Below are 25,595 nucleotides of genomic sequence, written 5' to 3'. Positions count from 1 at the left end.
CTCTCAGCTCGGCGTCACGCCTTCCTGCGACGCGAGGCGACGAGCGCTGCGATGCCTGCACCCAGCAGGGTCACACCCGCGCCGAGGCCCGCAAGGGTCGCGCCGGTCCGCGGCAGGTCTCCGCCGTCGTTGCGGTCGTCCTCGCCGCCCTGCGGGGCGTCGTCTCCGTCATCGCCCTGACCCTCGTCGTCCTGACCGCCGTCGCCCTGGCCGTCATCCTGGCCATCGTCGTCACGGCCCTCGTCGGAATCGTCGCTCGGGTCGTCCGAGGGGTCGTCGATCGGCCCGTCGGTGGGCTGATCCGTGGGCTCACCGGTCGGCTGATCCGTCGGGTCATCCGACGGTCCGTCCGTCGGATCGTCCGACGGGTCGTCGGACGGCTCGTCGGACGGCTCGTCCGTCGGGTCCTGTGTCGGATCCTCGGTCGGCTCCGGCGAGGGGGCCTCGGCGACGGTGATGGTGCGGGTCGCAGTGCCCTCGTTCCCGGCGGTGTCCGTCGCGCTGTACGTGAGGTCGTACGTGCCGGCCGTGGCAGTGTCGACGCTTCCGTCGACCGTGATGCCCTCGTCCGTCAGCTCGCCGCACTCGTCGGACGCCTCGACTCCGTCCATCGGATCGAAATCGTCTCCCACCGTCAGCTCCGTGTCACCCGGGGTCTCGATCTCCGGACCGGTCTTGTCCTTGACCAGCTCGACCTTGTCGATCTGCTCGCCGTTGTCCACACGCACGGACGTCGTCGTGATCGAGCACTCGCCCACCTCGACATTGGCCGTCGTGGGTGTGCGGGACTGGTCGCGCACCGCGGTCCACGGGGTTGTCGACTCCGGCACCAGGTTGTAGTACTTGCTGCCGGACGACGAGTTCGCAGTGATGTACATCAGCTCGTTGCCCTCAGGATGGACCTGGTCATGGCCCTCCGGCGCCTGCGTCGTCTCCTCGCTGGACACCTCCGTGCCGTCCATCAGGTGCGTGCGCGCGTACGTGTGGTCGTGACCGGCGAGCACCATGTCGATGCCCTCGATATCCGCGAGGACCGGCGCGAACTCCTCGCGGATCTCCCGCCCGTCCGTGTGCGCGTGGATGCCGGCGCTGTAGATCGAGCGGTGGAAGGTGAGGATCGTCCAGCTGGTCTCGTCACCCTGCTCCGCGATCGTCTGCTCGATGAACTCGCGGTGCGACTCGAAGTCGCGGTTCTCCGTCGAGATGTTGAGGTGCAGGACGTCGTTCTGCGTGAACCAGTAGTTGCCGCCGGTGGGGTCGCCCTCCCACTGGTTGGGCAGGTTGAAGTGCTGGCCGAACAGCGCCTGCGGCTGGTTGCCGTCGTAGTCGTGGTTGCCCAGCGTCTGCGCCGACGTCTGCGTGCGCATCTGCTCCGGCTCGAGGTAGGCCTGGTACTCGTCCGGATTGCCGGAGCCCGTCTCGATCTGATCGCCGGCGGACAGGAGGAAGTGCGAGTCGGGGAACATCTCATTCGTGCGGTCGAGCGTGGTCTGCCAGCCGTCGCCGTCGCTCTCGATGTTGCCCGAGGAACCGATCTGCGCATCGCCGATGAACGTGAACTCGTGCTCGAGGTCTGCGTCGTGGTTCTGGAACTGCTGGACGTCGGACCAGCCGCCCTCCTCACTGCCCACGCGGTACGAGTACCAGGTACTGGGCTCAAGGCCGGTCACGGTGGAGTGCACGTAGTCGTTCGCGCCGTCGTCGGCGGTGCCGCGCTCCGTCTGCTCGAAGGTCTGCGCGTTGCCCGGCAGGGTCTCGTGCTGCCCCGCAGCGATCTGGACGGACTCGTCGACGCCGGAATCGGTGAACCAAGACAGGTTCCGCTCGGACTGATCCGATCCCACACCCAGGAGGATCGACGACTGGCCGACCTTCCCCGGCTCCGGTTCGAGCGCGAGGTCCTTGAAATCGAAGTACAGGTCGGAGCTCGTGGCCCGGCCCTGGTGCAGCTGGACGGCGATCGTGTTCTCACCGGGCTCCAGGACCTCCGGGTCGATCGCGAAGGTGCCTTCCTGCGGAGCGGACCGGTTCGACCCGCCGTACTGCATGTTCCGGCGCTCGCCCTCGGACGGGTAGTCGATACCGTCATCGTCGAAGCCTGCGACGCGCTCGCCGTTGACGTAGACGGTCGCCGCGTCGTCGTACTGCAGGGCCCCGGCGAGCTGGCCGGCGTCCTCCAGGTCCTCGGCTTCGACCGTGATGTTCGTGCGGAAGAAGAAGGCCTCAGTATTCGGCGCGCCCTCGCCGTCCTTGTACTGCTGGAGCAGGTTGTCCGGAGTGAAGCCGCCGTTGAGCTCGTCGAGTTCGCCGCGGAGTGCACCGAACGACCCGGTAGCGGACTCCCATGCTGAGTCGTCGAAGGACGCGTCGGTCCAGTCTGTGCGCTCGGGCAGGCCGTCGGCGGGGTCCGTGTCGTCGTCCAGGTAGCTCCACTCGGCCTCGCCGCTCACCAGCAGGTTCGTCGGGGAGACGGTATCGGACGGTGAGGCGAAGGCGGAGGTGGCGGCCGCCGGGCTCAGGAGTGTGAGTGCTGCCGTGGCGGCGAACAACCTGGTCAGATGCTTCATGGGGGTCCTTCACGGAAGTGGGGCTGTGCCCGCACGACGCTATGGGGGCGGAGTTTCCTGAGGGTTACCCGAAAGTGAAGCTGGAGGGTGCTGAGTGTGGAGCGCACGCGAAGGGTCTGGGTGTGGAGCGTTGAGGGCGAAGCCGACGGAACGACGCGACGTCTCGTCCGAAATATCGGACAGCGCTTTCCTCAGATCCCGTTCCAGCCGGCTCCTACGCGCGCATACTGGCTTCACATCACGTCGGCGATCGCGCCCGCCGCCGTGCACCGCCCCGCCCAACCGCCCCGCACGCAGCCAGGAGGAGCCACGATGAGCACCCGCATCACCGGCATCGCAGAGCTGGTCACGAACGACCCCGCCCACGCGCACCATGCGGACCCCGGTGACCGGCTGGGCGTCGTGCACGACGCCGTCCTCGTTGTCGAGGACGGCCACGTCGCCTTCGCGGGCCCCGCCGCCGATGCCCCGTCCGCCTCCTCGGACGACCTCGCCGTCGACGTCGCGGGCCGTTCCGTCATCCCCGGCTTCGTCGACAGCCACAACCACCTCGTCTTCGCCGGCGACAGGACGGAGGAGTTCGCCGCCCGGATGTCCGGACAGTCCTACTCCGCCGGCGGCATCCGCACGACGATGAACGCCACGCGTGCAGCCACCGACGCACAGCTCGAAGCGAACCTCGTCCACCTCGTCGACCAGGCGCGGCGCCAGGGCACGACCACACTGGAGATCAAGACCGGCTACGGGCTCACGGTCTCCGACGAGCTGCGCGGCCTGGAGATCATCGCCCGCCACACCAGCGAGGCCACTCTGCTCGCCGCCCACATCTTCCCGCCCGAATACGAGGACGACCCGGACGGGTACGTCGACCTCATCGTCGAGGAGATCATTCCGCGGGCAGACGCGGCGAAGTGGATCGACGTCTTCTGCGACCGCGGGGCCTTCACGCTTAAGCAGACGGAGCGCATCCTCACCGCCGGGAAGACCGCGGGCCTCCTGCCGCGCGTCCACGCGAACCAGCTCGACCACGGTGACGGACTGCAGTTCGCCGCCCGGACCGGCTGCGCCTCCGCCGACCACGCGACGCACGCGACGGACGAGGACCTCGCCGCACTCGCCGACGCCGGCACCGTCGCCACCCTGCTGCCCGGCGCGGAATTCTCCACCAGAGCGGTCTACCCGGACGCCCGCCGCTTCGTCGCGGCCGGCGTGCACCTGGCACTGGCCACCGACTGCAACCCCGGGTCGAGCTTCACGAACTCCATGCCGTTCTGCCTCGCCGTCGCCGTCCGCGACATGCACTTCACCCCCGCACAGGCGCTCCACGCGGCCACGGCGGGAGGCGCCCGCGCGCTCCGCCGCACGGACGTCGGCCACCTGGCCCCGGGCGCCCGCGCAGACTTCGCGATCCTCGACGCGCCGTCCTACGTGCAGCTGATGTACCGGCCGGGGGTTCCGCTCGTGCAGCGCGTCTTCGTCGCAGGTGAAGAAGCGCACTGACCCCGCCGCGCTGACTGCGCCGCACGACTCCACCGTGACACCCCGTCGCACGACCTCGTCCGTACCCCTCCCGTTCCGCGTCCACATGGGCGACGATGGACCTGAGGGCATCCCGTCGGCCCCGGCCGACGACCACCGTTCCGTCCCGCAGCAAGGAGGCCCCATGACCGACACCCCCACCGACCGCACCCGAGCCGACCGTTCTGTGGCCCGAGCCCACGACCGGACCACCTCCCACGGGCCCACCTCCCACGACCCGGCAGGCGCCTCGGCCCCGGCATCCGTCGCGCTCGACCCCGACGCGCTGAGCTTCGCGGACGTCGTCGCCGTCGCGCGCTACGGCGCACGGGTCACGATCCCGAAGGCGGTGCGGGACGCCGTCGCGAAGGCCCGGGATGCGGTCGACGCTCTCGCCACCGCGGACCGCCCGGTCTACGGCGTCTCCACCGGGTTCGGCGCGCTCGCACAGCGCCACATCCCGCACGACCTGCGCACGCAGCTGCAGAAGTCGCTCATCCGCTCGCATGCCGCCGGCGTGGGCGCATCCGTCGAGCCCGAGGTCGTCCGCGCCCTCATGCTCCTGCGCGCCCGCACGCTCGCGACCGGTCGCACGGGTGTGCGCACGGAGACGTTCGAGTCCTACGTCGCTCTGCTCAATGCGGGCATCACCCCCGTGGTCCACGAGTACGGGTCGCTGGGCTGCTCGGGGGACCTCGCGCCCCTGTCCGCCTGCGCGCTGGTCCTCATGGGTGAGGGAGAGGTCCACGGACCGCTGGCCGACGACGGCACCCCCACTGCACCTGTCCAGGCCGCCGAAGCTCTCGCCGAGGCCGGGATCGCTCCCGTCGAACTGCGCGAGAAGGAGGGCCTCGCACTGGTCAACGGCACCGACGGGATGCTCGGCATGCTGATTCTCGCCCTCCACGACATCGACGTCCTCCTCACGACCGTTGACGTCACCGCCGCCATGAGTGTTGAGGGACTGCTCGGCACGGACCGCGTCTTCCAGCCGGATCTCCACCACCCGCTGCGTCCCCATCCGGGCCAGGCTGAGGCCGCAGCGAACATGCTCACGACGCTCACCGACTCCGGCATCGTCGCGAGCCACCGCGACTCGACGCACCTCGTCCAGGACGCCTACTCCCTGCGCTGCGCCCCGCAGGTCAACGGAGCGGCTCGTGATGCGGTGTCCTTCGCCGCGCAGACGGCCTCCCGCGAACTGCGCGCCGCGATCGACAACCCCGTCGTCCTGCCCGACGGAACCGTGTCCTCCAACGGGAACTTCCACGGCGCACCGCTGGCCTACGCACTCGATTTCCTGGCGATCGTGCTGGCCGACGTCGCCTCGATGGCGGAGCGCCGCACCGACCGCTTCATGGACACGTCCCGCAACCAGGACCTCAACCCGTTCCTCGCGGACGACCCCGGTGTGGACTCCGGTCTCATGATCGCCCACTACACGCAGGCCGGCGCCGTCTCGGAGATGAAGCGCCTCGCGGCACCCTCGAGCGTCGACTCCATCCCCTCGTCGGCGATGCAGGAGGACCACGTGTCCATGGGGTGGGCCGCGGCCCGCAAGCTGCGCCGCTCCGTCGACGCGTTCGCGAACGTCGTCGGGATCGAGCTCTACGCGGCCTCCCGCGGAGTGGAGCTGCGCGACGCCGCTCCGTCCCCCGTCTCCACCGCTGTGCTCGAGCGCCTGCGGCCCACCGTCCCCGGGCCGGGCCCAGATCGCTTCCTCTCCCCGGAGCTCGAGGCGACGATCGCCCTGGTCCGCTCCGGTGAGATCCTCGCCGCCGCGGACTCCGCGGCCCACCTCGTGCGCGTCCTTCCCGAGTTCGCCGCGCCCGAGGCCGTTGCCCGCGCAGCGCGCACTGCCACTGACCCATCCGCTGCCCCTGCACCCTGAGGCCCATCGCCCCACGCTCCCACTGACCCGCACACCCGCTTCACCGCACTGGAGGAGGATCACCATGACGGACGTCGTCTCCCTGCTGGCACAGATCAAGGACACCGGCCGCGACCCGCGAGGTCCCGGCTACCTGCGTCCCGGCTTCAGTCGCGTGGAGCGCGATCTGCGCGAATGGTTCATTGCGGAGGCAGAGTCCCGCGGCCTCGACGTGGAGGTCGACCACAACGGCATCACGTGGGCCTGGGCGACCCCGCCGGGTGAGAACGCGGTCGTGACCGGCTCGCACCTGGACTCGGTGCCAGGCGGTGGTGAGTTCGACGGGCCGCTGGGTGTGGCCTCGGCGCTTGCGGCGATCGACGAGCTCCGTGAGTCGGGCAGGCTCGCACGCGCTCGCAGACCACTCGCGATCGCGGTGTTCCCAGAAGAGGAGGGATCCCGGTTCGGCATCTCATGCCTGGGGTCGCGCCTGCTCACGGGTGCGGTCGGGCCGAAGCGCGCGCTTGCGATGACCGACGACCGCGGCGACACGTTCGCAGAGGTCCTCACCCGCCACGGCCTGGACCCGGAGCGGGTGGGCAGGGACGACGAGCGGTTGAGTCGCATCGGTTCGTTCCTCGAGCTGCACGTCGAGCAGAGCGTGGGACTGATCAACACGGATCAGCCGGTCGCGGTGGGGTCGTCGATCCTGGGTCACGGCCGCTGGCACATCCGCTTCGAGGGACAGGGCAACCACGCGGGCACGACCCCCATGGCGCGCCGCGCGGACCCGGTCGTCGCGGCGGCACGCATCATCGGAGACATCCCGACGATCGTAGGCCGCTTCGACGGTGCGGTCGCGACGGTCGGCCGCATGCGGGTGCACCCCGGCGGCACGAACGTCATCGCCTCCGCGATGGACGTGTGGCTCGACATCCGCCACCCCGATGACGAGGTTGTCCAGGAGGTGCTGAAGGAGATCGCCGCGCGGGCCCGTGACCGGGCCTCGGGTGCCGGATACCGGGGCCAGGAGGTCACACTCACCGTTGACCAGGAGTCGTACTCGCCGACGACCCACTTCCACACCGACCTCACTCAGCGGCTGTCGGCGCTGCTGCCGGAAGCGCCCGCGCAGTCGACGGGTGCGGGCCACGACGCGGGCATCCTCGCCGCGCACGTGCCGTCCGCCATGCTGTTCGTCCGCAACCCCACCGGCGTGTCCCACGCGGCGGAGGAGGCCTGCGAGGACGATGACGCCCGCGCAGGCGTGCGGGCACTCGCCGATGCCCTGGCGATGGAGCTGGGAGTGGAGGAGTCGGGAGCGGAGGGAGTGGGAGTCGAGGACCGGTCGTGACCGCGGCACGGCCGGAGACCTCGGCACTGGGGGATGCCTCGGCGCCTGCCCGAGAACCGGGGCCAGTCGGGGCCTCGGCCTTCTGGTGCGAGCGCGCCTGGGTGGACGGTGCTGTGCGCGACGGTGTGCTCCTGCGGACGGACGACGCAGGTCTCCTCACAGAGGTGCGGGTCGGGGTCACCGCCGCCGAGCTCCCGGCCGACGGTGTCCAGCAGCTGTCCGGGATCGTGTTCCCCGGTGGGGTGAACGCGCACTCGCACGCGTTCCACCGCATGCTGCGGGGCCGCACCCACGCGGACGGCGGGACTTTCTGGACGTGGCGCGAGGTCATGTACGACGTGGCGCGGAGACTCACCCCGGAGTCGTGTCGGGTGGTGGCGCGGGCAGTGTTCGCAGAGATGCTCGCCGGCGGGTGGACCAGTGTGGGCGAGTTCCACTACGTCCACCACGCGCCAGGCGGCGAACCGTACGGGCGGGGAGCGGGAGGTTCCGAGCATGCTGCGGGAACGCACGCGATGGAGCTGGCGCTCGCGGCGGCCGCGGAGGACGTCGGCATTCGCATGCGCCTCCTGGACACCTGCTATCTGACCGGGGCGATCGGGGAGGAGCTCTCGGAGGAGCAGGCGCGGTTCGGCGACGGGGACATCGACGGCTACCTCCGCAGGCACGCGGACCTCGCCCGGACTCTCGAGGCGCGCGATTCCTCCGTGCGGGCCCCCTCCGTGCGGGCCCCCTCACCGCGAGGGACGGGCCGCCGGTCTGACGGACGGGTGTCTGCGGGTGTCCCTCGAACCACTGGCCCGTCCCTCGCGGACGAACCGAACCCGGCGGAGCGCCCAGACGCCGGTGAACGGTCCGAGGCGCCGGTTCACGGCGCGGTGTTCCGTGCCGGTAACCGGTGCGTCACGGGAGAGGGAGAGGGAGAGACCGCCGCGGTGGAGCCGGCTGCAGGGGCGCCCGCCGAGGCGGCATCCGCCCGCCTCGTCACCCTGGGGGCCGCGATCCACTCCGTTCGAGCGGTACCCGCGGCGGACATCGCGCGCTTCCAGGAACTCGGCGGTCCCGTGCACATCCATGTCTCCGAGCAGCCCGCAGAGAACGACGCGTGCCTGGCCTCCTACGGCCGCACGCCCACAGGGGTGCTCGAAGACGCGGGTGTCCTGGGCCCCGCGCTGTCACCCGTGCACGCCACGCACCTGACGGAGGCGGACATCGCGGCGCTGGGTGCAGCGGGCACGACGATCGTCATGTGTCCCTCCACGGAGGCGGATCTGGCCGACGGGATCGGGCCGGCGCTCGACCTCGCGCATGCGGGCGCGACGATCGCCCTGGGCTCCGACCAGCACGTTGTGCTCGACGCGCTGCGGGAGCTGCAGGGACTGGAAGCGGGTGAACGGCTGCGCTCCGGGCAGCGCGGACGGTTCACCCCGACCCAGCTGATCGAAGCGATGACGACCGGAGGCGCCCGCAGCCTGGATCTTCCAGCAGGGTCGTTCGAGGTGGGCCGCGTGTGCGACCTCTTCGCGGTGGACCCGGCGAGCCCTCGGACGTACGGGTCGGTGGGGGAGCAGGTGGTGCTGGCGGGGAGCTCGGCGGACGTGCATACGGTCGTCACAGCCGGGCGAGTACGGGTGCGCGACGGCAGGCACACGACGCTGGGCGACATCGGCGCGCTCTACCGCGACGCATACGCCGCGCTGGGGCTCGACGCGTCCGCAGCACACACGCGGCAGACCGCTGCTGAGGTGCCTGACGCAACGGAGTCCCCGTCATGAGCGCCGAGGTTCCGGCACTGCGCCGCAGCGTCGCCATCCTGCGCCAGCTGTCCGCCTCGAACCGCGCGGTGAGCGCCGGGACGCTCGTGCGGTTGCTCGATCTGCCGCGGTCGACGGTGTACGACCTGCTGGGTGTGCTCGAGGAGCTCGGCATGGTCCACCGAGTCGAATCCGGCTACGTGCTGGGCCCGGGCGTCCACGAGCTGGGGGCCTCGTATCTGCGGACGAACCCGCTGCAGAACCTCGCGGCTCCGCTGGTGCGGCAGCTCGCGGAGGAGACCGGCGGCACGGCACAGCTGGCAGTCCTGCGAGGGTGGGAGACGGTGTACCTGCTGAAGGAGAGCTCGCCGAAGTCTTTGGCACTCATCACCGCGGCCGGTGTGCGACTGCCCGGCTACCTGACAGCCACGGGGCGCGCGATCATGGCGCATCTGCCGAAGCCCGAGCTGCTGGCGGCTCTGCAGGGCGAGACCGAGTTCGTCAACCGGACGGGGCGGGGACCGCGGACGTTCTCGCAGCTGAGCGCCGAGCTGTCTCTGACCCGCCGACGCGGGTACGCGGAGGAGGACGGCGAGGTCACCCCGGGCGGCCGCACCATCGCGGTTCCGGTATTCGACGTGCTGGAGAGGCCGATCGCGGCGATCGGTGTGAGCGTGGCCAACAAGGCGGCAGGGACAGCACCTGGTACCGCCCCCGAGGTCGGAGCGACTGCCGCTGCAGCCGCGCCGGTGCATGTTCAGCCTGTCCACCGAACAGCGCAGGCCCTCACCGCACGTCTGCGATGAGGGCCTGCGGGCGGGACCGAGCTGGGTCGGCCCGACACAAGCGGACCGAGGCTCAGACCTCTTCGCCAGGGATGACGTCGTCGTCGCGCCCACCGCGACCGGAGCCCCCGGTGCCGCTCCGACCCGGGCCGCCTACCCCGGGACCGCCGAACCCTGGCATCCCGGGCATGCCCGGTCCGCCGGCGCCCGGGGTGTGGATCGCCATCTTCCCGATGCGCCAGCCCAGCATCATGACGGCCACGCCGATGACGATGAGCAGCGCGCCCAGCGCCCACAGCAGGCCCGTGAGTGCAGCGGCGGGGTTGAAGAGGGCGAGGAATCCGTAGGCGACGGCCAGGATGCCCGCCAGCAGCGTGAGCCACCACCCCTTCACGCCCATGCGACGCACACTCAGCGAGAGGGCGACCGACAGCCCGCCCACCAGCAGAGAGGCGAAGGCGACGAGGAAGACGATCATGGCGCCCGCGGCCTCGGGGATGAAGAGGAGCAGGATGCCGAGTGCGGCTGGCACCAAAGTGCCCAGCAGACTGCCCTGCTTGCGGACGACGGAGAAGACCGCCGACAGGACCGCAGATGCCAGGAGCCACACCGCGAATACGAACACGAAGGCGGTCGCGGACTCGAACGGCCACACGAGGAAGAGCAGGCCCGCGACGATCGCGAAGCCGCCCTGGATCATGAACGACATCCGCAGCCGTCCCAGCATCCGTGTGAGCACGTCCGGGTCTCCGGCGGACTGGAATCCGCCGATCGGCATCGTCATGGTGTCTCCCTCTGAAGAAGTCGTCGTCCCGCGGTATACGTGTCCAACACCGCCGGTAGGCGACCTGATTCCCCGGACAGGTAGGTGGCGAGGATGCGGCCCCCGCTGTCCGCACCGTACGAACCTGTCGCCTGGATGGGCAGCGGTGCTGTCGCCGTGCCCAGCGGGACCGCAGCCACACCCGCGGCATGTGTCGCCCGCACACGGCGGAGCGTCTGCGCGGCGACGGCGTCCGGTGAGTCGAACAGTGTGAGGCCGGTGATGCCGCGCTGTGCCAGCGCGTGTTGGATACGATCCGCGACCAGTCCGTAGTGGGTGCAGCCCAGGACCACGGAGGCGATATCGGTCGGGGTCTGGGCGGCGGCCTCGGCGATGGCGGATTCGATCCGCTCGGGAGAACCTGCATCGATCGCATCCGCGAGGCCGGTCGCCGCCACCCGGGTGACCGGCAGGTCCGCGGCGAAGGCGTCGATGAGGCGGCGTTGGTAGTCGCTGGCCGTCGTCGCGTCCGTCGCCCACACCGCGAAGGGACGGTTCGTGGCTGCAGCCGGCTTGATCGCCGGCACCGTCCCGATGATGGGGATGCGCGGTTCGAACTCCGCCCGCAGCGCGCCCAGCGTGTGCACGCTCGCGGTGTTGCAGGCGACGACGATCGCGTCCGGCTCCCACTGCGCGAGCGAGCCCGCGGACGCCAGGACGACCTCCGTGAGCCGTTGCGCGGTCAGCGCTCCGTAGGGACTGTTCGCCGGATCCATCCCGAGGACCAGGTCCGTCGACGGCGCGCGGGTGAGCAGGGCGTCGGCGAATCCCACCAGCCCGAGGCCGGAATCGAGGAAACCGATGCGCAGGGCGGGACCGTCCGTCTGTGGGGGAGGAGCGGCGATGGTCACTGTGCGTCCTCCCGGTCGGTCTTGGTGGCATTCCCTGTGAGCAGTCGGGCTCCATCCGTGCGGCCGGCCCGGCGGGCAGCGCGACGCTCCCTGCGGGACCTCGGATCCAGGAAGTCGCGAATGGTGCGGAGGTGCGGTGCCTGCAGGCCCTCGGAGAACGTCGGCGCGACCATGAGGAGGCGATCGGGGTACTGCTCGGCGAAGTGCGCGCGGGTGACGGGCGCGGCGAGGTCGTCGTCGACCCACACGGCACGGCGGTCCGGGTCCTCGTCGAGCCACGCGGTCATGTGGATCGCCTTCCACCACACCTGCGGGTCGCCCGCGAACCGGTTGAAGGAGTCGTCCGGCATCGGCACCACGTCGAACGAGTGCCGGAACTTCAGCGCCGGCTCCAGCTCATCGGTGCAGCGATGCGACCAGGTCGACAGCCAGACGATGTCGACGTCGTGTGTCTCCACGAGGCGGTCCAGCGCGCGGACGATCTGCGGGCGATAGTGGAGTTCGAACGCCCAGGCGCGTGCCTTCCGGCGACGCTCCTTCACGTACCGCAGCCCCGCGACGGGGTAGGAGTTGAGGACGCCGTCGACGTCGAGGAACAGAGTCGCGTGGCCCCGTGCCGCCTCGGTCGCGCCCGTTCCACTCACACGCACAGACTACCGGCCGCGCCTGCGTCAGGACTGTGATCCGGAACGCGTGGGGACTGTGGCCCGAGGCGGTGGTGGGTCTGGATGCCAGCGAGATGCACCTCGTACTTGCAGTGCCGAACGGTGTCAGAAGAAGAGCGGCGGGACGAACCAGACCGCGAGGACAACCAGTGCCGTGACGATCATGGCCCAGGGGAGCCCCACCGGCCGCATGCCGTGTGCCGTCACGACCGAACGCAGGTCCTCTTCGCGTCCGGCGCTCGGCCAGAGCAGGGCGCACCGCCACATCGCGTAGCCCGCGATGAGGATGCTGACGACCCAGGCGAGTTGGAACCACCCCGGCAGGTCGAAGAGCAGTCGGGCCACGAGGAAGACCGTCAGGACTGCGAGCGGCACCCCCAGCAGCCCATTCCGGGTGAGGGCACGTGCGACCTTCGCACCGGCGAGCGAGCTGTGTTGCTGTGTCGGAACAGCGGCTGCCGATGGGAAGCCGTCTCCAGATCCACCCGCGACGAGCGCATCAGCCTGACGGGTGTGGGCGGGGCGCAGCGCCCACGCGACGGGCACCAGCCAGCCCAGGAGGACGACCGTGCCGATGAGCGGGATGACGAGGCTTTCGAACATGGTCACTCCTCCGTGGTCGTGTCGTCGGCGGCTTCGGGCTCAGGCGGCGCACCCGGTCCGCCCTCACCGTCGGGATCCGTTGTGAGGTAGCCGGCTGCGCCATCGACCCATGTCTCCGTGTTCGACAGGACGACGACCGCCCGGCCGTCCGGTGAGTACCCGGCATACGAGCGGTAGCCGCCTGTACCGCCGTTGTGCCGCGTGACTTCCGTGCCGTCCAGGGGAGTGACGTGCCACGCGTAGCCGATCGAGCCGCCGCCCTCCAGCTCCGTGCGCGGTTCGACGGCGTCAGCGCCCGGGGCGTCGCCATCGGCGACTGCCTGCATCCAGATCGCCATGTCATGCGCGGTGGAGCGGATGGAGCCGGACGGCGCCTCGGCCCCCAGCGTCCACGGGCCGGTGCGCACCCCGGAGTTCGTGAATCCGGCTGGGGCGTCGGACGGAAGGTCCGCGGGCGACTCCGGGACGATCGTCTCCTCCATGCCGAGCGGTTCCAGGAGACGCTCGTGGACCAGCTGCGGATACTCGGTGCTGGCGGCCTGCGCGACCGCGTGCCCCAGCAGAGCGACCCCGGTGTTCGAGTACACGTACGTCCCGGGATCCGTGTCGAAGTCCTGAGCACGCTCGAGGAGCGACGGCAGGTCCTCGACATACGGGTCGAGCCGCAGGTAGGCCTTCCAGATCTGGGTGACGGGTGCGGCGTCGATCGACTTGGGCAGTCCCGTGTGCTGGGTCGCCAGCTGCTCCATCGTGAGGTCTCCCACCGAGGTCCCCTCGAGTTCCGCGAACACCTCGCCGAGCGTGGTCTCCGCCGTCAGCTCGCCGCGCTCGATCGCGTCGGAGAGCAGGGCGGCAGTGAAGGTCTTCGTGATGGATCCGATCTCGAACTGGTCGTGCTCATCAGCTCCCCAGCCGGTGAAGCGGACAGTGCCGTCAGGCTCGATCGCCGCGGCGGAGACGTCGCGCATGTAGCCCGAGTCCAGGAACGGTTCGAGCTCCGCCGCCAGTTGCGCGTCGCCCGTGGGCGTGCCGGAGAGTCCGCGCTCCCACGGGGTGAACGCTGCGAGCGCGACCATGGAGGTGACTGCGACTATTGCGGCGAGGATGCGGCGGGTGGGGGATCGGTGTGGTTGAGGTTCTCTAGCCGTGGAGGGCTCTGCGGGAGGTGGAGGGGCTTCGGCGGCAGTGGTCGTGGAGTCCACGAGGCGTCTCCTTCGGAGAAACGGGAGCAGGATTTTCCCAACGGGGGTCAGTCCGGAGGGTCTGGCAGTTGTTAGTCGACGGTGGATAGCGTCCGGGCGTGTGTCAGGTGGTGGCGGCCATGATGAGGGCCAGCAGCGGGATGGTGCGTTCGCCGGGGACCTCCCAGCGGCCTCGGCGGGGGGAGCGAAGCCAGCCGGCGGAGGAGAGCTGATTGAGGTGGTGGTAGACCTGTCCGCTCGTGCCCAGGCCGGGCAGAGCGGCGAGGTCCGCGGTGGCGTGCGTGCCGGTGAGCACGGCCTGGAGCAGAGCGAGGCGCACGGGGTGCGACAGTGCGGCAAGGGCGGGAGCGGCATCGGCGAAGTCGCCGTCGAGCACCGTCTGCGTCGGCAGGCCGTACTGCCAGCGGTAGCCGCCGCCGTCGGTCGACATCGTGCCGCCGTAGAGGACGACGTCATCGTCCGGATAGCGCTCCTGCAGGCCCGTGAGCACCCAGTAGGGGTCGTCATCGTCGGCCTGCCGGGCGGGATTGGAGGACGCGGGGCCACTGGCAGCGGTCTCTGCCTGTGCGGGGTCCGGATCCGGAAGGGTGCGCTCGCCGTCCTCGCGGCGATCCGCGCGCTCGCCCTCTTCTTCGAGACGATCCACGCGCGCCTCGAGTTCGGCGATCCGAGTGCGGAGTGCCTCGTCAGGTGGGGTGCTCATGCCACCAGTCTACGGAAGTACGTAATTACGTCAATGACCTAGTTTCGTGAAGGTGGGGGCCGTGAGGTCGAGATGCGGCGGCTCCGCAGCGCAGGTGTGCGGGACTGCCGCACTACGATGACGCCATGAGTGCCGGTCCTGCGCGTGACGTTGATGCGATCATCGTCGGTTCCGGCCCCAATGGGCTCGCCGCCGCGGTCGTCCTGGCCCGGGCGGGTCTGTCCGTCCTCGTCCTCGAGGCCGAATCGACGCTGGGCGGCGGTGCTCGCACACTCGACCTCGGATTGGCGCCCGGCATCACGCACGACCTCTGCTCCGCAGTGCACCCCCTGGCAGTTGCGAGTCCGTTCTTCCGTGCGTTCGACCTCCGCAGTCGCGGTGTCGAGCTCGTCACGCCGGACGTCTCCTACGGTCAGCCGCTCGACAGTCGGCGGGCGGCGCTCGCCCACCGGGACCTCGGACGCACTGTGGCTGGTCTGGGGCCCGACGCTCCCACGTGGGAGCGGTTCTTCCGCCCGCTGCTCGCCGCGCCGGACGCGATCGTCGCCGCCGCACTGGGCGACAAACGCTCACTGCCGCGGCTCGCAGGCGGTCTGGGTGGTCTTTACGGCTACGGCGTCGGCGCCCGGCGCGACGCCCTTTCCGGACTGCGCACCCCTGCCAGTCCGCGCGCCGCCGACCGTCTTGCCGCAGCCCGCGCGCTGGCCTCCTTCGGCCTCCGCGTCGGGGGCGAGGGCACTCCGCTGTGGAATCTGCCGTGGCGCACCGAACAGGCGAAGGCGCTGCTCACCGGGGTCGCGACCCACGCGATCGGTCGCCAGCCCTCGGTCACGACTGCGGGGACTGGGATACTGCTCGCGATGCTCGGTCACGCCGACGGCTGGCCGATCCCCGTGGGTGGTTCGCAGGCGATCGCGAATGCACTCCTCGCCGACCTCGAGGCCCACGGCGGCGAGACCCGCACGGGCGTCCGCGTCCGGTCCGTCGAGGACCTGCCGCCTGCCCGCGCGGTCCTCTTCGACACCACCGCCGAGGCCGCTGCCGCCGTCCTCGGCGACACCCTCCCTGCTCGTGTGGGCCGGGGCCTGCAGGATCTGGGGCACGGGCCGGGTGCGGCGAAGGTCGACCTGGTACTCGACGGGCCGATCCCGTGGGGCGACCCGCGCCTCGGCGATGCGGGGACCGTGCACGTCGGCGGGACGCGAGCGGAGATGGCGGCGGCGGAGTCGCAGGTCGTCGCAGGTCGGATGCCTGCGCGACCGGTCGTGCTGGTGAGCGATCCGGGGCGGTTCGACGCGTCACGCGTGGTGGACGGTCTGCGACCCGTGTGGGCCTACGCGCATGTCCCCGCCGACTGTCCGATCGACCCGACCCGGTTCGTGCTCGCCCAACTCGAGCGATTCGCCCCGGGACTGCGGGAGCGGATCGTCGCGGTGCGAGGGACGCCCGCCAGCCGGATGGCGGAGCACAACGCGAACCTGGTGGGCGGCGACATCAGCGGCGGACGGCTGGGACTCGCGCGCCTCGTAGCCCGGCCGCGGTGGGCGTGGGAGACGAAGAGGCTGGCTGGGACCTCGGCGTACCTGTGCTCCGCGGCGACGACGCCGGGGCCCGGAGTCCACGGGATGGCGGGCTTCTACGCGGCCCGCGACGTGCTGGCGCAGCAGTTCGGGATCCGCGAGCATGTACCGCTCGGAGTGTGAGCGGCGGCCAGCTGGTCGCGTGGGATGGTCAGCCGACTGCGGAGTCGGTCCGCAGGCTGCGGCTGCGGGTCAGCTGACCGCCGAGGCCAGCGGCTTCGCGGTGACATCCATGACGTGTGCCGGATCGAACGTGCCGAACTGGGAGAGGAACTCCCGGTCGATGTCCGGGATCCTGGTTGGGCGCTGTGTCTCATGGTCGAGGATGACCATGACGTTGAGTCCGTCGAAGACGACCGTGTCGTCCTGGATTCCGCGGCACGTGATACTGAACGACGACCCGCCCACGCGGCCGATCCCCAGCTGCACCTGGAGCTCCGGGCCATAGAGGACCGGCGTGCGGTAGTTGAGCTCGACACGGGCGACCAGCTTGGGCGCGGCGATCGCCTCGCGGTCGCGCATCGTGTTGAGCCAGTCGATGCGGGCCTGCTCGATGAGCGTGACGATGCGGGCGTTGTTCACGTGGCCCAGCAGGTCGAGATCCGACCAGCGGATCTGCGGGGTGGCGACGAAAGCAGGGAAAACAGTCACGGTGTCTCGGGTCTCCTGTGGTGTGCGAAGCGGGCGCGGGCGTCAGCCGTCTTGCCCGCTCGTGAGCGGAAGTCTAGTGTCCAACTTAGCAATCGTTCGCATAGTGCGTCTCACGGGACGTGTGCGTAGCCACTCGACGAAGGAGTCGTCATGACCGAACACACCCCTCCGTTGCCGCTCGCGGGGGTCCGCATCATCGACCTCGGCGGGATCGGCCCCGGCCCGTTCGCCAGCATGGTGCTCGCCGACCTGGGCGCGGAGCTCATCCGCGTTCACCGTCCCCAGGAAGCCGCCGGCAACCGCAATGGCGTCGGCATGGATCCGGTGAACCCGGTGCTGGACCGGGGGAAGCGCTCGATCGTGCTCGACCTCAAGTCTCCCGAGGGTGTCGACGCGGTGCGCCGCCTGGCGCGCACGGCGGATGGTGTGGTCGAAGGGTTCCGGCCCGGTGTCGCCGAACGGATGGGCCTGGGCCCCGAGGACCTCATGACGGAGAACCCCGCGCTCGTCTACGGCCGCGTCACCGGCTGGGGCCAGACGGGTCCCGATTCCCACCGTGCGGGCCACGACATGAACTACATCGCGGGGTCTGGACTGCTGGCGCAGCTGGGACGTGCGGATGAAGCGCCGCAGTTCCCGGCGAACCTCGCAGGCGATTTCGGAGGCGGCGGCATGCAGCTGGCCCTGGGCATCGTCGCCGCGCTGCTGCGGGCACGGATCTCCGGCACCGGTGCGGTCGTCGACGCCACGATGGGCGACGGGGCGAACCTGCTGTGGGCGATGCAGTTCGGCTTCGAGGCGCAGGGGCTGTGGCGCGAGGGCCGCGGTCGCAACATGCTTGATTCCGGTGCCCCGTTCTACGACGTGTACCGGACCGCGGACGACGACTTCGTGAGCGTCGGCTGCATCGAACCGCAGTTCTACGCGGAGTTCGTCGAGAAGATGGGGATCGCTGATCGCCTGCCCGCGATGGGCCCGGGGGAGCACCGGCACCCGAAGCACTGGGCCGCCCAGCGCGCCGTGTTCACGGAGGCGATCGCTGCGCGGACGCGGGCGGAGCTGGACGAGCTGTTCGCGGGATCCGATGCGTGCACGATGGGGATCCGGTCGTGGGCCGAGGCCGAGGTCGATCCCCACAATGTCGCCCGCGACCTCTTCTACCGGGACGAGGCGGACGTCCGCCAGCCGGCACCGGCACCGCGCTTCGCGGACCTCGGCGGGGCGTCATGGGCCGGGGGAGCGGATGCTGGACGTGCGGGTGCCGGACGTGCGGACGCTGGGCGTGCGGATGCTGCCGTCGAGGGTGCTGGGCGTGCGGACGCCGAGAGTGCAGAGGCTGCGGTCGACGGTGCGGCTCGTCAGGTGCGCGGCGGCGGTGAGCCCTACGTGCAGCCGGCGCGTGCGCCCCGAGTGGGCGAGCACACGGAGGAGCTGCTGGCCTCCGCTGGCCTCACCGCCGATGAGATCGAGGCGCTGAAGGTATCGACCGGAGTGGCCTGACCGCGCACCTCCACGGCGCACCCTCCCCGCCACCCACCAACATTCATCAGACCGCACAGGAAAGAAGCTGTGCGGTCTGATGAAAGCTGGTGCCTCGCGCTGTACCTGGTGAGGTGAGGCTGGTGGGTTGAGGAGAGCCCCACCCCCAACACCTCACCGCTCCCCGCGCTTCGCCTTCACTGCGGCGATGAGCTGATCCTCCGCGTTCTCACCCGGCTTGATGCCGCCCGGCAGTCGTGCCAGGTAGTAGATGCCCAGCAGCATCCAGGCACCGAACATCACCCACGACGGCCAGCCCAGCTGCGCCGACCAGGGCGTCACCGGGATGTAGATGAACAGCAGCAGCGCCGTGAGGATGACGGACAGGACGCCGATCACGGTGCCGCCGGCATTGCCGCGTCCGCCCACCCGCATCGGGCGGTCCATGCGCGGCTCCTTCTTCCGCAGCACCAGGAACACGACCGACACCATGAAGTAGGCGATGATGATCGCCGGCGATCCGGCGTCGACGATCCAGCCCAGCATCCCCGATCCCAGGAACGGAGCGATGAATGCGAGCGCGCTGATGAAGATCACCGCGTTCGATGGGGTGCGGTACTTCGGGTGCAGCTTCCCGAACCACAGTGGGATCATCCGCGCCCGCGCCATGGAGAACATGAGGCGCGACGCGCCGATCAGGAAGGCGTTCCATGAGGTGATGATGCCCGCGAGACCGCCGGCGATGACGATGGTGCCCCAGATCTCGTGGCCCAGCAGGATCGCCAGCGCATCCGCCGTCACGAGTTCGTAGTTCGCGAGGTCGGACGACGGGATCGCCATCGACGACGTGAAGATGATGAGCAGGTACCAGACGATCGCCATGAGGACGGAGACGACGACGAGTGCGCCGATCCGCCGTGGTGGCACCTTCACCTCCTCCGCGGACTGCGGAATGACGTCGAAGCCCACGAAGAGGAAGGGCACTGCGACCAGCACTGCGATCATGCCGGGCACACCGCCGGTGAAGAGCGGCTGTGCGTTGGACGGCTCGGCACCCACAGCGGTGCCGAAGATCAGCAGGAGGCCGACGATCAGCAGGAAGCTCACGACGAACGTCTGGACCAGCGAGGCCGTCTTGATGCCGCGGATGTTGATCAGGCCGATGATGAGTGCCGCTGCGGATCCGACGAGCGCCCACGTGAGGTAGACGTCGGAGCCCGCGAAGTTCCACAGGTAGATCTGCGAGAGGTTCGGGAAGATGTACTCGACCGTCTGGGGGATCGCGACGGCCTCGAACATCACGACGGAGATGTAGCCGCCGGTGATCGCCCATGACCCGAAGACCGCCGCCCGCGGCCCCATGCCGCGCAGCAGGTAGTTGTGCTCACCGCCGGCGAACGGCATCGCGGCGACGAGCTCCGAGTACACGAGGCCCACGAAGATCATGATCACGCCGCCGGCCGCGAACGCGAGCATCGCACCCAGCGTGCCGGCGCTCTGGAGCCATCCGGAGGTCAGCACGATCCAGCCGAAGCCGATCATCGCGCCGAACCCCACGAACAGGGCATCCCAGCTGCCGAGCGCCTTCACGAGGCCTGTCTCACTCACCTCCGCGCGGGGGGAGTGGCTGTCGGTCGGCTTGCTCATGGTGGGCTCCTCCGGTCGTGACGTCATCGTCAGTGCGGGTAATACGCCAATGCAGGCGGTGCGCCAGTTCAGGAGGTGCGCCGGTTCAGGTCCTGCACATGGTGGAAGACTAGCCCCGGAGCCGTGGGCAGCGCGAGAGGTCGCGCACCGCAGACGTCGAGTGATCCGGATCGGGCCCGACCGCCGTGCAGCCGCGCTGGTCAGACGTCCGGCAGGTCACCCTGTCCGAGGAACCGCACTGCGACGGGTGCGCCGCCCGCGTCCTCGTGCGCCACGGCCGCGCGCCGCACCCGTTCCGCGCAGAAGTCCGAGATCGTGGCGAACGCCGCCGAGGCCCCGGCAGGATCCACCTTCGTAGTCCCGGCAGGCTCCCCCGCCGAGGCCCCGGCAGGCTCTACCTTCAAGGTCCCGGCCTGCTCCACTGCCGCACCGTCGTCCTCGGCCCCTCGGGTCACAGCCGCGGCCATCGTGCGCCCGCCCGTCGACGAGTACGCGGTCCTCAGCGGCTCTGCGACCTGGACGAGGAGGAAGCGGCGACGCCCGCCATCGCGCAGGTTGGCGCGCATGACCGCCTCTGCCGTCGTGCCGGAGCCCGCGAAGAAGTCCAGCACGACGGCGTCCGGGTCGGACCATGTCTGCGATTCGACGAGGATGCGCAGGAGTTCGACGGGCTTCGGGTACCCGAAGACACCGCCCAGCCCCAGGGCATCGAGGTCGGCGCTGCCGTCGGCGTTCATGACGCGGATGATCGAGTAGAGCTTGGACGTCGCCTGCTCCGCGGGGGTCAGGCGCAGCACCGCGTGCTTGCGCTCGCCCGTGGCCGGATCGGGCTCGCCCCACGGCCGCAGTAAGTAGTCGCCGGAGGCCAGGCGCGCATCCACCTCCACCTTCTTCGCGATCCCGCGGACGGCTTCGATGTCCTCGTACATGAGGCGACGCTCCTGGCCGCGCTGGTAGCGGCCGAAGCTCACGCGGAGGAAGTCGTCGTCGACGAGCATGCGTCGCCCGTCGATGGTCTCGTAGCGGGCCGGCGGCTTCTTCTCCGTCACGAAGGGCGCGACCTGCTCCGCATCCTTCCCCCAGAGGTGGATGTAGTCGTGGCCGCGGACGAACATGCGGGCGTTCCCACCGCCCTTGGCCCGCTGATGGATGAGCGTGCCCAGGCTGTTGTGCTCCCCGAACACCTCGTGGCCGAGGATCTGCGCGTACGCCGATTCCCGGTCGTCGATGTGGAGGAACAGCACGCCGTCCTCGCGCAGGAACTCACGGGCGAGCTCGAGCCGCGGACGCATGAACGCCAGCCATGCGGCATGACTCGCCGCACCCGTCGCCGGCCCGGATGCGCCGAACCGGTCGCGGTACACGTGCGCATTGCCGGTGTTGTACGGCGGGTCGATGTAGACGACCTTCACCGTGCCCCTGTGTGCAGGGAGCAGGGCGCGCAGGACGGCGAGGTTATCGCCTTCGACGACGAGGCTGTCCGGGTTCGGGTCTGTCACGCTCCCAGTATCCCGGACGCCGCTCTCACGGTGCGTCCGGGTCGTCGCCCTCCGCCAGCATCTCGTCGCCCTCGCGATTGCCCTGGTCAGCGGCCGTTGCGAGGTCAGGGGAAGCGTCGCTCACGGAACCGGAGGCGTCGCCGATCGGCCCGGCGTCGTCCTCCAGGTCCACCAGTGCGTCGTCCGCGCCCTCGATGCCCGTGCCCTCAGGACCCTCCGCGCCGGGTTCAGTCACGCCGAGGCCGTCTGCCGTGTCCCGATCCGCCAGCTCCTCGCCGATCCCCGGAGTCTCTCCGGCCTCGGCGGCGGCGTCGCGGATCTCGCCGGGCGTCGGCTCCGCGAGGGTGGGGTCGTCGGAGTGCGCTGCGTCCATCGGATCCTCGCCTGTATCGGTCATGGCTCCTCCTCCGGTGTGGCTCGGTGCAGGACGGCGTGCCCGCCGCCCGTCACCTCCATGCTGACACGACACCGTGCCCTCCGTCAGCGCCGCTCGCTGAATCCCCGCCATATCCTCCGCCACTCTGCAAGACTGGCCCCATGAGAGCACAGCCCCAGCGCATCGCCGTGGTGGGCGGCGGGATCATCGGCACCGCCGTCGCCCGCGAGCTCGCCCACCGCTTCGACGACGCCACCGTGACCCTGTTCGAGAAGGAATCCACCCTCGCCGCGCATCAGACCGGACACAACTCCGGCGTCGTGCACGCGGGCCTCTACTACGAGCCCGGATCGCTCAAGGCACGGCTGTGCCGCACGGGCGTGGAGAAGCTCATCCGCTACGCCGTGGAGAACGGCATCCCCTACGACGAGTGCGGCAAGCTCGTCGTCGCGCAGGACACGGACGAGGTCGACCGCCTCGAGGCGATTTTCGAGCGCGCGAAGGCCAACGGCGTGCCGCACGTGCAGCTGCTCGACCGGCACCGGATGCGCGAGGTCGAACCGAACGTCCGCGGCGTCCTCGCCCTGCACTCACCGCACACCGCGATCATCGACTACGCCGCTCTCACCCAATCGCTGGGACGGGACCTGGAGGCCGCCGGCGGCGTGATCCGGTTCGACTCCGAGGTCGCCCGCCTCGACACGCTGTCCTCCGAGGTCCGGGTCATGCTCGCGCTGCCTGGCGCGCAGGGGTCGAAGATCACCGAGGACGGCGGCACCTTCGACCTCGCCGTCACCTGTGCGGGCCTCCAGTCGGACCGGCTCGCCGTGGCGAGCGGACTCGAGGAGGAGCCGCGGATCGTCCCATTCTACGGCGACTACTTCGTCGCGCAGGGCCCCGCCGCCGAGGTCGTCAAGGGCCTCATCTACCCCGTGCCGGATCCTGCGTACCCGTTCCTGGGAGTCCACCTCACGCGGGGCATCGACGGGTCGCTCATGCTGGGCCCGAACGCGTTCCTCTCGCTGGGCCGTGAGAAGTACGAGCGGAAGATCGGCCCGATCGGCGGGATCGACCTCGGCGACCTGGGCCGGACGCTGGGCTACAAGGGCTTCTGGAAGTTCGCGTCGCAGAACCTGCGCGCAGCGGCGCGCGAAGCGCGCACCGCGCTGAGCCCGCAGGCGTTCATCGCGGAGGCGCAGAAGTTCGTGCCGACGCTGGATGCCGACGCCGTGAGTCCGGGACCCCGCGGCGTGCGCGCCCAGGCGATGAATCCGGACGGCACGCTCGTGGACGACTTCGTCGTCACCTCCCGCGGTCGTCTCACCCAGGTGCGCAATGCGCCGTCGCCGGGCGCCACGAGCTCGCTGGCCATCGCGGAGCACGTCGTCGATACGGCGGTCGAATCCCTGAGGTGACGCACACTGAAGCGTCCGCAGCGTTGCCGCCGTGCGGATCGGTCGAGACGCTCGGAAAACCGGAAGCCTGATCCTTCAACATCTGCTCAACTCCTGAATGATCACCGTTCATCCGCTGGTCAGAGCATCTCCGCTCCATCGTCTTTCAGCCTCCATAGCGTCTTCTCTCGGCACGCATCCAACTTGCTGAGAAGAGGACCAGAACATGCACCAGAGACGATTCCTGTCATCCGCGGTGACGGGTGTGAGCGCAGTCGCCGCTCTCACGCTGATGGCACCGCTCGCACCGGCCCAGGCCGCCGATCCGCCCGCAGAGCTCTACGAGGGACACGTCGAGGTCGATCGCGGTGAGGCCGACGACGCCGAGGTCCTCGAGGGGCAGGTGTTCGACGATGTGAACCAGAACTCGAAGCTCGACGAGGACGAGCGCGGCGTGCCCGGCGTCGCGGTGTCCAACGGCATCGACGTCGTGCAGACCGACGGCGAGGGCACGTACGAGCTGCCCGTCCGCGACAACATGACGGTCTCCGTCACCCAGCCCTCCGGCTGGCAGGTGCCCGTCGACTCGGACAACTTCGCGCAGTTCAGCTACAACCACATGCCGGAGGGCTCGCCGGATCTGAAGTACGGGGGCATCGAGCCCACCGGCGACACGCCGCGGGCCGTGAACTTCCCGATGATCGAGTCCCAGGGGACCGCTCAGGCGGAGCAGGATTGCGCGATCGCGTCCGACACCCAGGCGTACGACAAGACGGAGATGGGCTACGCACGGGACGGTGCGGTGCGCGACCTCGTCGAGCGCGACGACTATGGGGCGTGCGGCGTCCTCCTCCTGGGCGACAACGTCGGCGACGACCTGAGCCTCAACGACGACCTCCGCGACATCTACTCGGATGTCAACGGTCCCGTCCGCGCCGCTCCCGGCAACCACGACATGGACTTCGACTCGGAGGACGACGCGCACTCGCTCGACACGTTCCGCGATCAGTTCGGTCCGTCCCACTTCTCCTACGACGTGGGCGAGACGCACTTCGTCGTGCTGGACGGCATCGACTACTCCGGTGACGAGTCGACGCACAAGTACACGGAGAGGTTCAGCGAAGATCAGCTCGAATGGCTCGAGAACGACCTGGCCAACGTGCCGGAGAACGCGCACGTCGTCATCGCGTCGCACGTGCCCGTCGTCACACACCGCAGCGCGGTCATCCAGAACGCGACTGATTTCTACGACATCATCGCGGACTACCCCAACGCGGTGACAGTGGGCGGCCACACGCACACGCAGGAGAACCTGGTCGCCGGCGAGCAGCGCGCCGAATGGGCCGCAGAGGGCATCGACGAGCTCTCGCACACCCAGATCGTCGCCGGCGCGGTCTCCGGCGACTGGTACTCGGGCGGACTCAACGCCGACGGCCTCCCGTACGCCTTCACCTCCGACGCATCCGAGCCCGGCATCCTCACCCTCGAGTTCGACGGTGCCGACCGCAGCGAGCGCTACACGGTACGCAACGAGTCCGACGACCACCAGCTGCTGCTCGGCGTGAACTCCCCCGAGTGGCGCGACTGGGCGCAGGAGGCGCAGGACTGGCAGGACGCGGACAAGGAGGGCGAAGAGCCGGAGGCGATCTCCGAGCGCGTCGTCACCCGCGACGACCTGGCCGAGGGCGACACCTGGCTGACATCGAGCTTCCTCGCCGGGACGAGCGACGCGAGCGTCGAGGTGAGCTTCGACGGCACGAGCCCCGTCGTCGCCGAGCACACGCAGCCCGGTGAGGGCGAGGAGCTGCGCAAGGGTTGGGAGTACACGGATCCGTACACCGCCTCGCAGAACCTGCGGACCTCCGGCGGGGTCGGCCAGACGAGCTCGCACCTGTGGCGCGCAGAGATCCCGTCCGACCTCGACCTGGGCACGCACACCGCCGAGGTGACCGGCACGGACCGGTACGACCGCGAGTTCACGGAGACCATCCGGTTCACGGTCGTCGAGGACGAGCAGAAGGCGGCGACGACGTCGAAGGCACTCCTCGAGGACGACGGCTTCTCGCTCGAGGAGGAGGCCGCGGTCGACGAGAGCGCGGGCCTCGACTCCGCTGAGGCGGAGGCAGTGCTGCCCGACTGATCTGCGGACTGGTCAGTCGGCTGGTCGGGACACTGATCAGCAACACCGCACGCCGCACACAGCGGCACCACACGCAGCCGCCGCACACAGCAGAGGCGCCGACGTCATCGACGTCGGCGCCTCGTGCTCGTGCA

The 25,595-nt window shown here is 70.0% G+C and carries 20 protein-coding genes; 9 read left to right on the top strand and 11 right to left on the bottom strand.

Features of this window, described 5'->3' with window-relative positions:
- Nucleotides 1-14 precede the first annotated feature (14 nt).
- Complete coding sequence (locus FM105_RS00940; protein ID WP_087003318.1) at nucleotides 15-2,567, bottom strand: immunoglobulin-like domain-containing protein; 2,553 nt, start codon at nucleotides 2,565-2,567, stop codon at nucleotides 15-17.
- A gap of 312 nt (nucleotides 2,568-2,879) precedes the next feature.
- Between FM105_RS00940 and hutI the strand changes: the two genes are divergently transcribed.
- The 5 genes from hutI (at nucleotide 2,880) to FM105_RS00915 (ending at nucleotide 9,869) form a co-directional block, all read left to right on the top strand.
- Nucleotides 2,880-4,067: an imidazolonepropionase gene (hutI, locus tag FM105_RS00935; RefSeq protein WP_087003315.1), complete on the top strand. Its 1,188-nt coding sequence runs from the start codon at nucleotides 2,880-2,882 to the stop codon at nucleotides 4,065-4,067.
- A 163-nt stretch (nucleotides 4,068-4,230) separates the two neighbouring features.
- Nucleotides 4,231-5,976, top strand: coding sequence for a histidine ammonia-lyase (gene hutH / locus FM105_RS00930; protein WP_087003312.1), 1,746 nt, complete (start codon nucleotides 4,231-4,233; stop codon nucleotides 5,974-5,976).
- Between the two features lie 64 nt (nucleotides 5,977-6,040).
- Nucleotides 6,041-7,309 (top strand): allantoate amidohydrolase, encoded by a 1,269-nt coding sequence (locus FM105_RS00925; RefSeq protein ID WP_087003309.1) that lies wholly within the window; start codon nucleotides 6,041-6,043, stop codon nucleotides 7,307-7,309.
- Entirely contained in the window at nucleotides 7,306-9,084 is a 1,779-nt protein-coding gene (locus FM105_RS00920) for an amidohydrolase family protein (RefSeq protein WP_087003305.1), read from the top strand. Before FM105_RS00925 ends, FM105_RS00920 begins: the two co-directional genes overlap by 4 nt.
- Nucleotides 9,081-9,869: an IclR family transcriptional regulator gene (locus FM105_RS00915; RefSeq protein ID WP_087003302.1), complete on the top strand. Its 789-nt coding sequence runs from the start codon at nucleotides 9,081-9,083 to the stop codon at nucleotides 9,867-9,869. The genes FM105_RS00920 and FM105_RS00915 overlap by 4 nt, the downstream gene beginning before the upstream one ends.
- Nucleotides 9,870-9,921: 52 nt before the next feature.
- Here the strand turns inward: FM105_RS00915 and FM105_RS00910 are convergent, their stop codons facing one another.
- The 6 genes from FM105_RS00910 to FM105_RS00885 all read right to left on the bottom strand — a co-directional run bounded on the left by FM105_RS00910 (nucleotide 9,922) and on the right by FM105_RS00885 (nucleotide 14,695).
- Nucleotides 9,922-10,632 (bottom strand): HdeD family acid-resistance protein, encoded by a 711-nt coding sequence (locus FM105_RS00910; RefSeq protein ID WP_087003299.1) that lies wholly within the window; start codon nucleotides 10,630-10,632, stop codon nucleotides 9,922-9,924.
- Nucleotides 10,629-11,522, bottom strand: coding sequence for a glutamate racemase (locus FM105_RS00905; protein WP_256970127.1), 894 nt, complete (start codon nucleotides 11,520-11,522; stop codon nucleotides 10,629-10,631). The genes FM105_RS00910 and FM105_RS00905 overlap by 4 nt, the downstream gene beginning before the upstream one ends.
- Nucleotides 11,519-12,166, bottom strand: coding sequence for an HAD domain-containing protein (locus FM105_RS00900; protein ID WP_256970126.1), 648 nt, complete (start codon nucleotides 12,164-12,166; stop codon nucleotides 11,519-11,521). The genes FM105_RS00905 and FM105_RS00900 overlap by 4 nt, the downstream gene beginning before the upstream one ends.
- Nucleotides 12,167-12,292: 126 nt before the next feature.
- Nucleotides 12,293-12,790 carry a hypothetical protein gene (locus FM105_RS00895; protein ID WP_087003293.1) on the bottom strand — a complete coding sequence of 166 codons (498 nt, stop codon included), beginning with the start codon at nucleotides 12,788-12,790 and terminating at the stop codon, nucleotides 12,293-12,295.
- Nucleotides 12,791-12,792: 2 nt separating this feature from the next.
- Nucleotides 12,793-13,866, bottom strand: a complete 1,074-nt coding sequence (locus FM105_RS00890) for a serine hydrolase domain-containing protein (protein ID WP_087003290.1) — start codon at nucleotides 13,864-13,866, stop codon at nucleotides 12,793-12,795.
- Between the two features lie 229 nt (nucleotides 13,867-14,095).
- A complete protein-coding gene (locus FM105_RS00885; protein WP_087003287.1) occupies nucleotides 14,096-14,695 on the bottom strand; it encodes an ArsR/SmtB family transcription factor in 600 nt (199 codons plus the stop codon).
- Nucleotides 14,696-14,820: 125 nt separating this feature from the next.
- Between FM105_RS00885 and FM105_RS00880 the strand changes: the two genes are divergently transcribed.
- Nucleotides 14,821-16,398 carry a phytoene desaturase family protein gene (locus tag FM105_RS00880; protein WP_087003284.1) on the top strand — a complete coding sequence of 526 codons (1,578 nt, stop codon included), beginning with the start codon at nucleotides 14,821-14,823 and terminating at the stop codon, nucleotides 16,396-16,398.
- A gap of 69 nt (nucleotides 16,399-16,467) precedes the next feature.
- Here the strand turns inward: FM105_RS00880 and FM105_RS00875 are convergent, their stop codons facing one another.
- A complete protein-coding gene (locus FM105_RS00875) occupies nucleotides 16,468-16,926 on the bottom strand; it encodes an acyl-CoA thioesterase (RefSeq protein WP_087003281.1) in 459 nt (152 codons plus the stop codon).
- Between the two features lie 150 nt (nucleotides 16,927-17,076).
- Between FM105_RS00875 and FM105_RS00870 the strand changes: the two genes are divergently transcribed.
- A complete protein-coding gene (locus FM105_RS00870) occupies nucleotides 17,077-18,426 on the top strand; it encodes a CaiB/BaiF CoA transferase family protein (protein ID WP_087003277.1) in 1,350 nt (449 codons plus the stop codon).
- A gap of 153 nt (nucleotides 18,427-18,579) precedes the next feature.
- Here FM105_RS00870 and FM105_RS00865 read toward each other — a convergent pair whose 3' ends face one another.
- The 3 genes from FM105_RS00865 to FM105_RS00855 form a co-directional block, all read right to left on the bottom strand.
- Nucleotides 18,580-20,052: an APC family permease gene (locus FM105_RS00865; RefSeq protein ID WP_087003275.1), complete on the bottom strand. Its 1,473-nt coding sequence runs from the start codon at nucleotides 20,050-20,052 to the stop codon at nucleotides 18,580-18,582.
- A 200-nt stretch (nucleotides 20,053-20,252) separates the two neighbouring features.
- Nucleotides 20,253-21,551, bottom strand: a complete 1,299-nt coding sequence (locus FM105_RS00860; RefSeq protein ID WP_087003271.1) for a site-specific DNA-methyltransferase — start codon at nucleotides 21,549-21,551, stop codon at nucleotides 20,253-20,255.
- A gap of 25 nt (nucleotides 21,552-21,576) precedes the next feature.
- A complete protein-coding gene (locus FM105_RS00855; RefSeq protein ID WP_087003268.1) occupies nucleotides 21,577-21,948 on the bottom strand; it encodes a hypothetical protein in 372 nt (123 codons plus the stop codon).
- 140 nt (nucleotides 21,949-22,088) lie between these two features.
- On the opposite strand from FM105_RS00855, the gene lhgO reads away from it, so the two are divergent.
- Both lhgO and FM105_RS00845 read left to right on the top strand, forming a co-directional pair.
- Nucleotides 22,089-23,342: an L-2-hydroxyglutarate oxidase gene (gene lhgO / locus FM105_RS00850; RefSeq protein WP_087003265.1), complete on the top strand. Its 1,254-nt coding sequence runs from the start codon at nucleotides 22,089-22,091 to the stop codon at nucleotides 23,340-23,342.
- A gap of 205 nt (nucleotides 23,343-23,547) precedes the next feature.
- Nucleotides 23,548-25,461 carry a calcineurin-like phosphoesterase C-terminal domain-containing protein gene (locus tag FM105_RS00845; protein WP_087003262.1) on the top strand — a complete coding sequence of 638 codons (1,914 nt, stop codon included), beginning with the start codon at nucleotides 23,548-23,550 and terminating at the stop codon, nucleotides 25,459-25,461.
- Nucleotides 25,462-25,595: the final 134 nt, after the last annotated feature.

Source organism: Brevibacterium yomogidense (assembly GCF_900163715.1).
Taxonomy (GTDB): domain Bacteria; phylum Actinomycetota; class Actinomycetes; order Actinomycetales; family Brevibacteriaceae; genus Brevibacterium; species Brevibacterium yomogidense_A.
Note: the sequence above shows the minus strand (reverse complement) of the source record. Positions and strands in the feature narration are given on the sequence as shown.

Coding starts and splice junctions, on each gene's coding strand:
- FM105_RS00940 (WP_087003318.1), bottom strand. CDS start 2,567: ATGAAGCATCTGACCAGGTTGTTCGCCGCCACGGCAGCACTCACACTC.
- hutI (WP_087003315.1), top strand. CDS start 2,880: ATGAGCACCCGCATCACCGGCATCGCAGAGCTGGTCACGAACGACCCC.
- hutH (WP_087003312.1), top strand. CDS start 4,231: ATGACCGACACCCCCACCGACCGCACCCGAGCCGACCGTTCTGTGGCC.
- FM105_RS00925 (WP_087003309.1), top strand. CDS start 6,041: ATGACGGACGTCGTCTCCCTGCTGGCACAGATCAAGGACACCGGCCGC.
- FM105_RS00915 (WP_087003302.1), top strand. CDS start 9,081: ATGAGCGCCGAGGTTCCGGCACTGCGCCGCAGCGTCGCCATCCTGCGC.
- FM105_RS00910 (WP_087003299.1), bottom strand. CDS start 10,632: ATGACGATGCCGATCGGCGGATTCCAGTCCGCCGGAGACCCGGACGTG.
- FM105_RS00895 (WP_087003293.1), bottom strand. CDS start 12,790: ATGTTCGAAAGCCTCGTCATCCCGCTCATCGGCACGGTCGTCCTCCTG.
- FM105_RS00890 (WP_087003290.1), bottom strand. CDS start 13,866: ATGGTCGCGCTCGCAGCGTTCACCCCGTGGGAGCGCGGACTCTCCGGC.
- FM105_RS00885 (WP_087003287.1), bottom strand. CDS start 14,695: ATGAGCACCCCACCTGACGAGGCACTCCGCACTCGGATCGCCGAACTC.
- FM105_RS00880 (WP_087003284.1), top strand. CDS start 14,821: ATGAGTGCCGGTCCTGCGCGTGACGTTGATGCGATCATCGTCGGTTCC.
- FM105_RS00870 (WP_087003277.1), top strand. CDS start 17,077: ATGACCGAACACACCCCTCCGTTGCCGCTCGCGGGGGTCCGCATCATC.
- FM105_RS00865 (WP_087003275.1), bottom strand. CDS start 20,052: ATGAGCAAGCCGACCGACAGCCACTCCCCCCGCGCGGAGGTGAGTGAG.
- FM105_RS00855 (WP_087003268.1), bottom strand. CDS start 21,948: ATGACCGATACAGGCGAGGATCCGATGGACGCAGCGCACTCCGACGAC.
- lhgO (WP_087003265.1), top strand. CDS start 22,089: ATGAGAGCACAGCCCCAGCGCATCGCCGTGGTGGGCGGCGGGATCATC.
- FM105_RS00845 (WP_087003262.1), top strand. CDS start 23,548: ATGCACCAGAGACGATTCCTGTCATCCGCGGTGACGGGTGTGAGCGCA.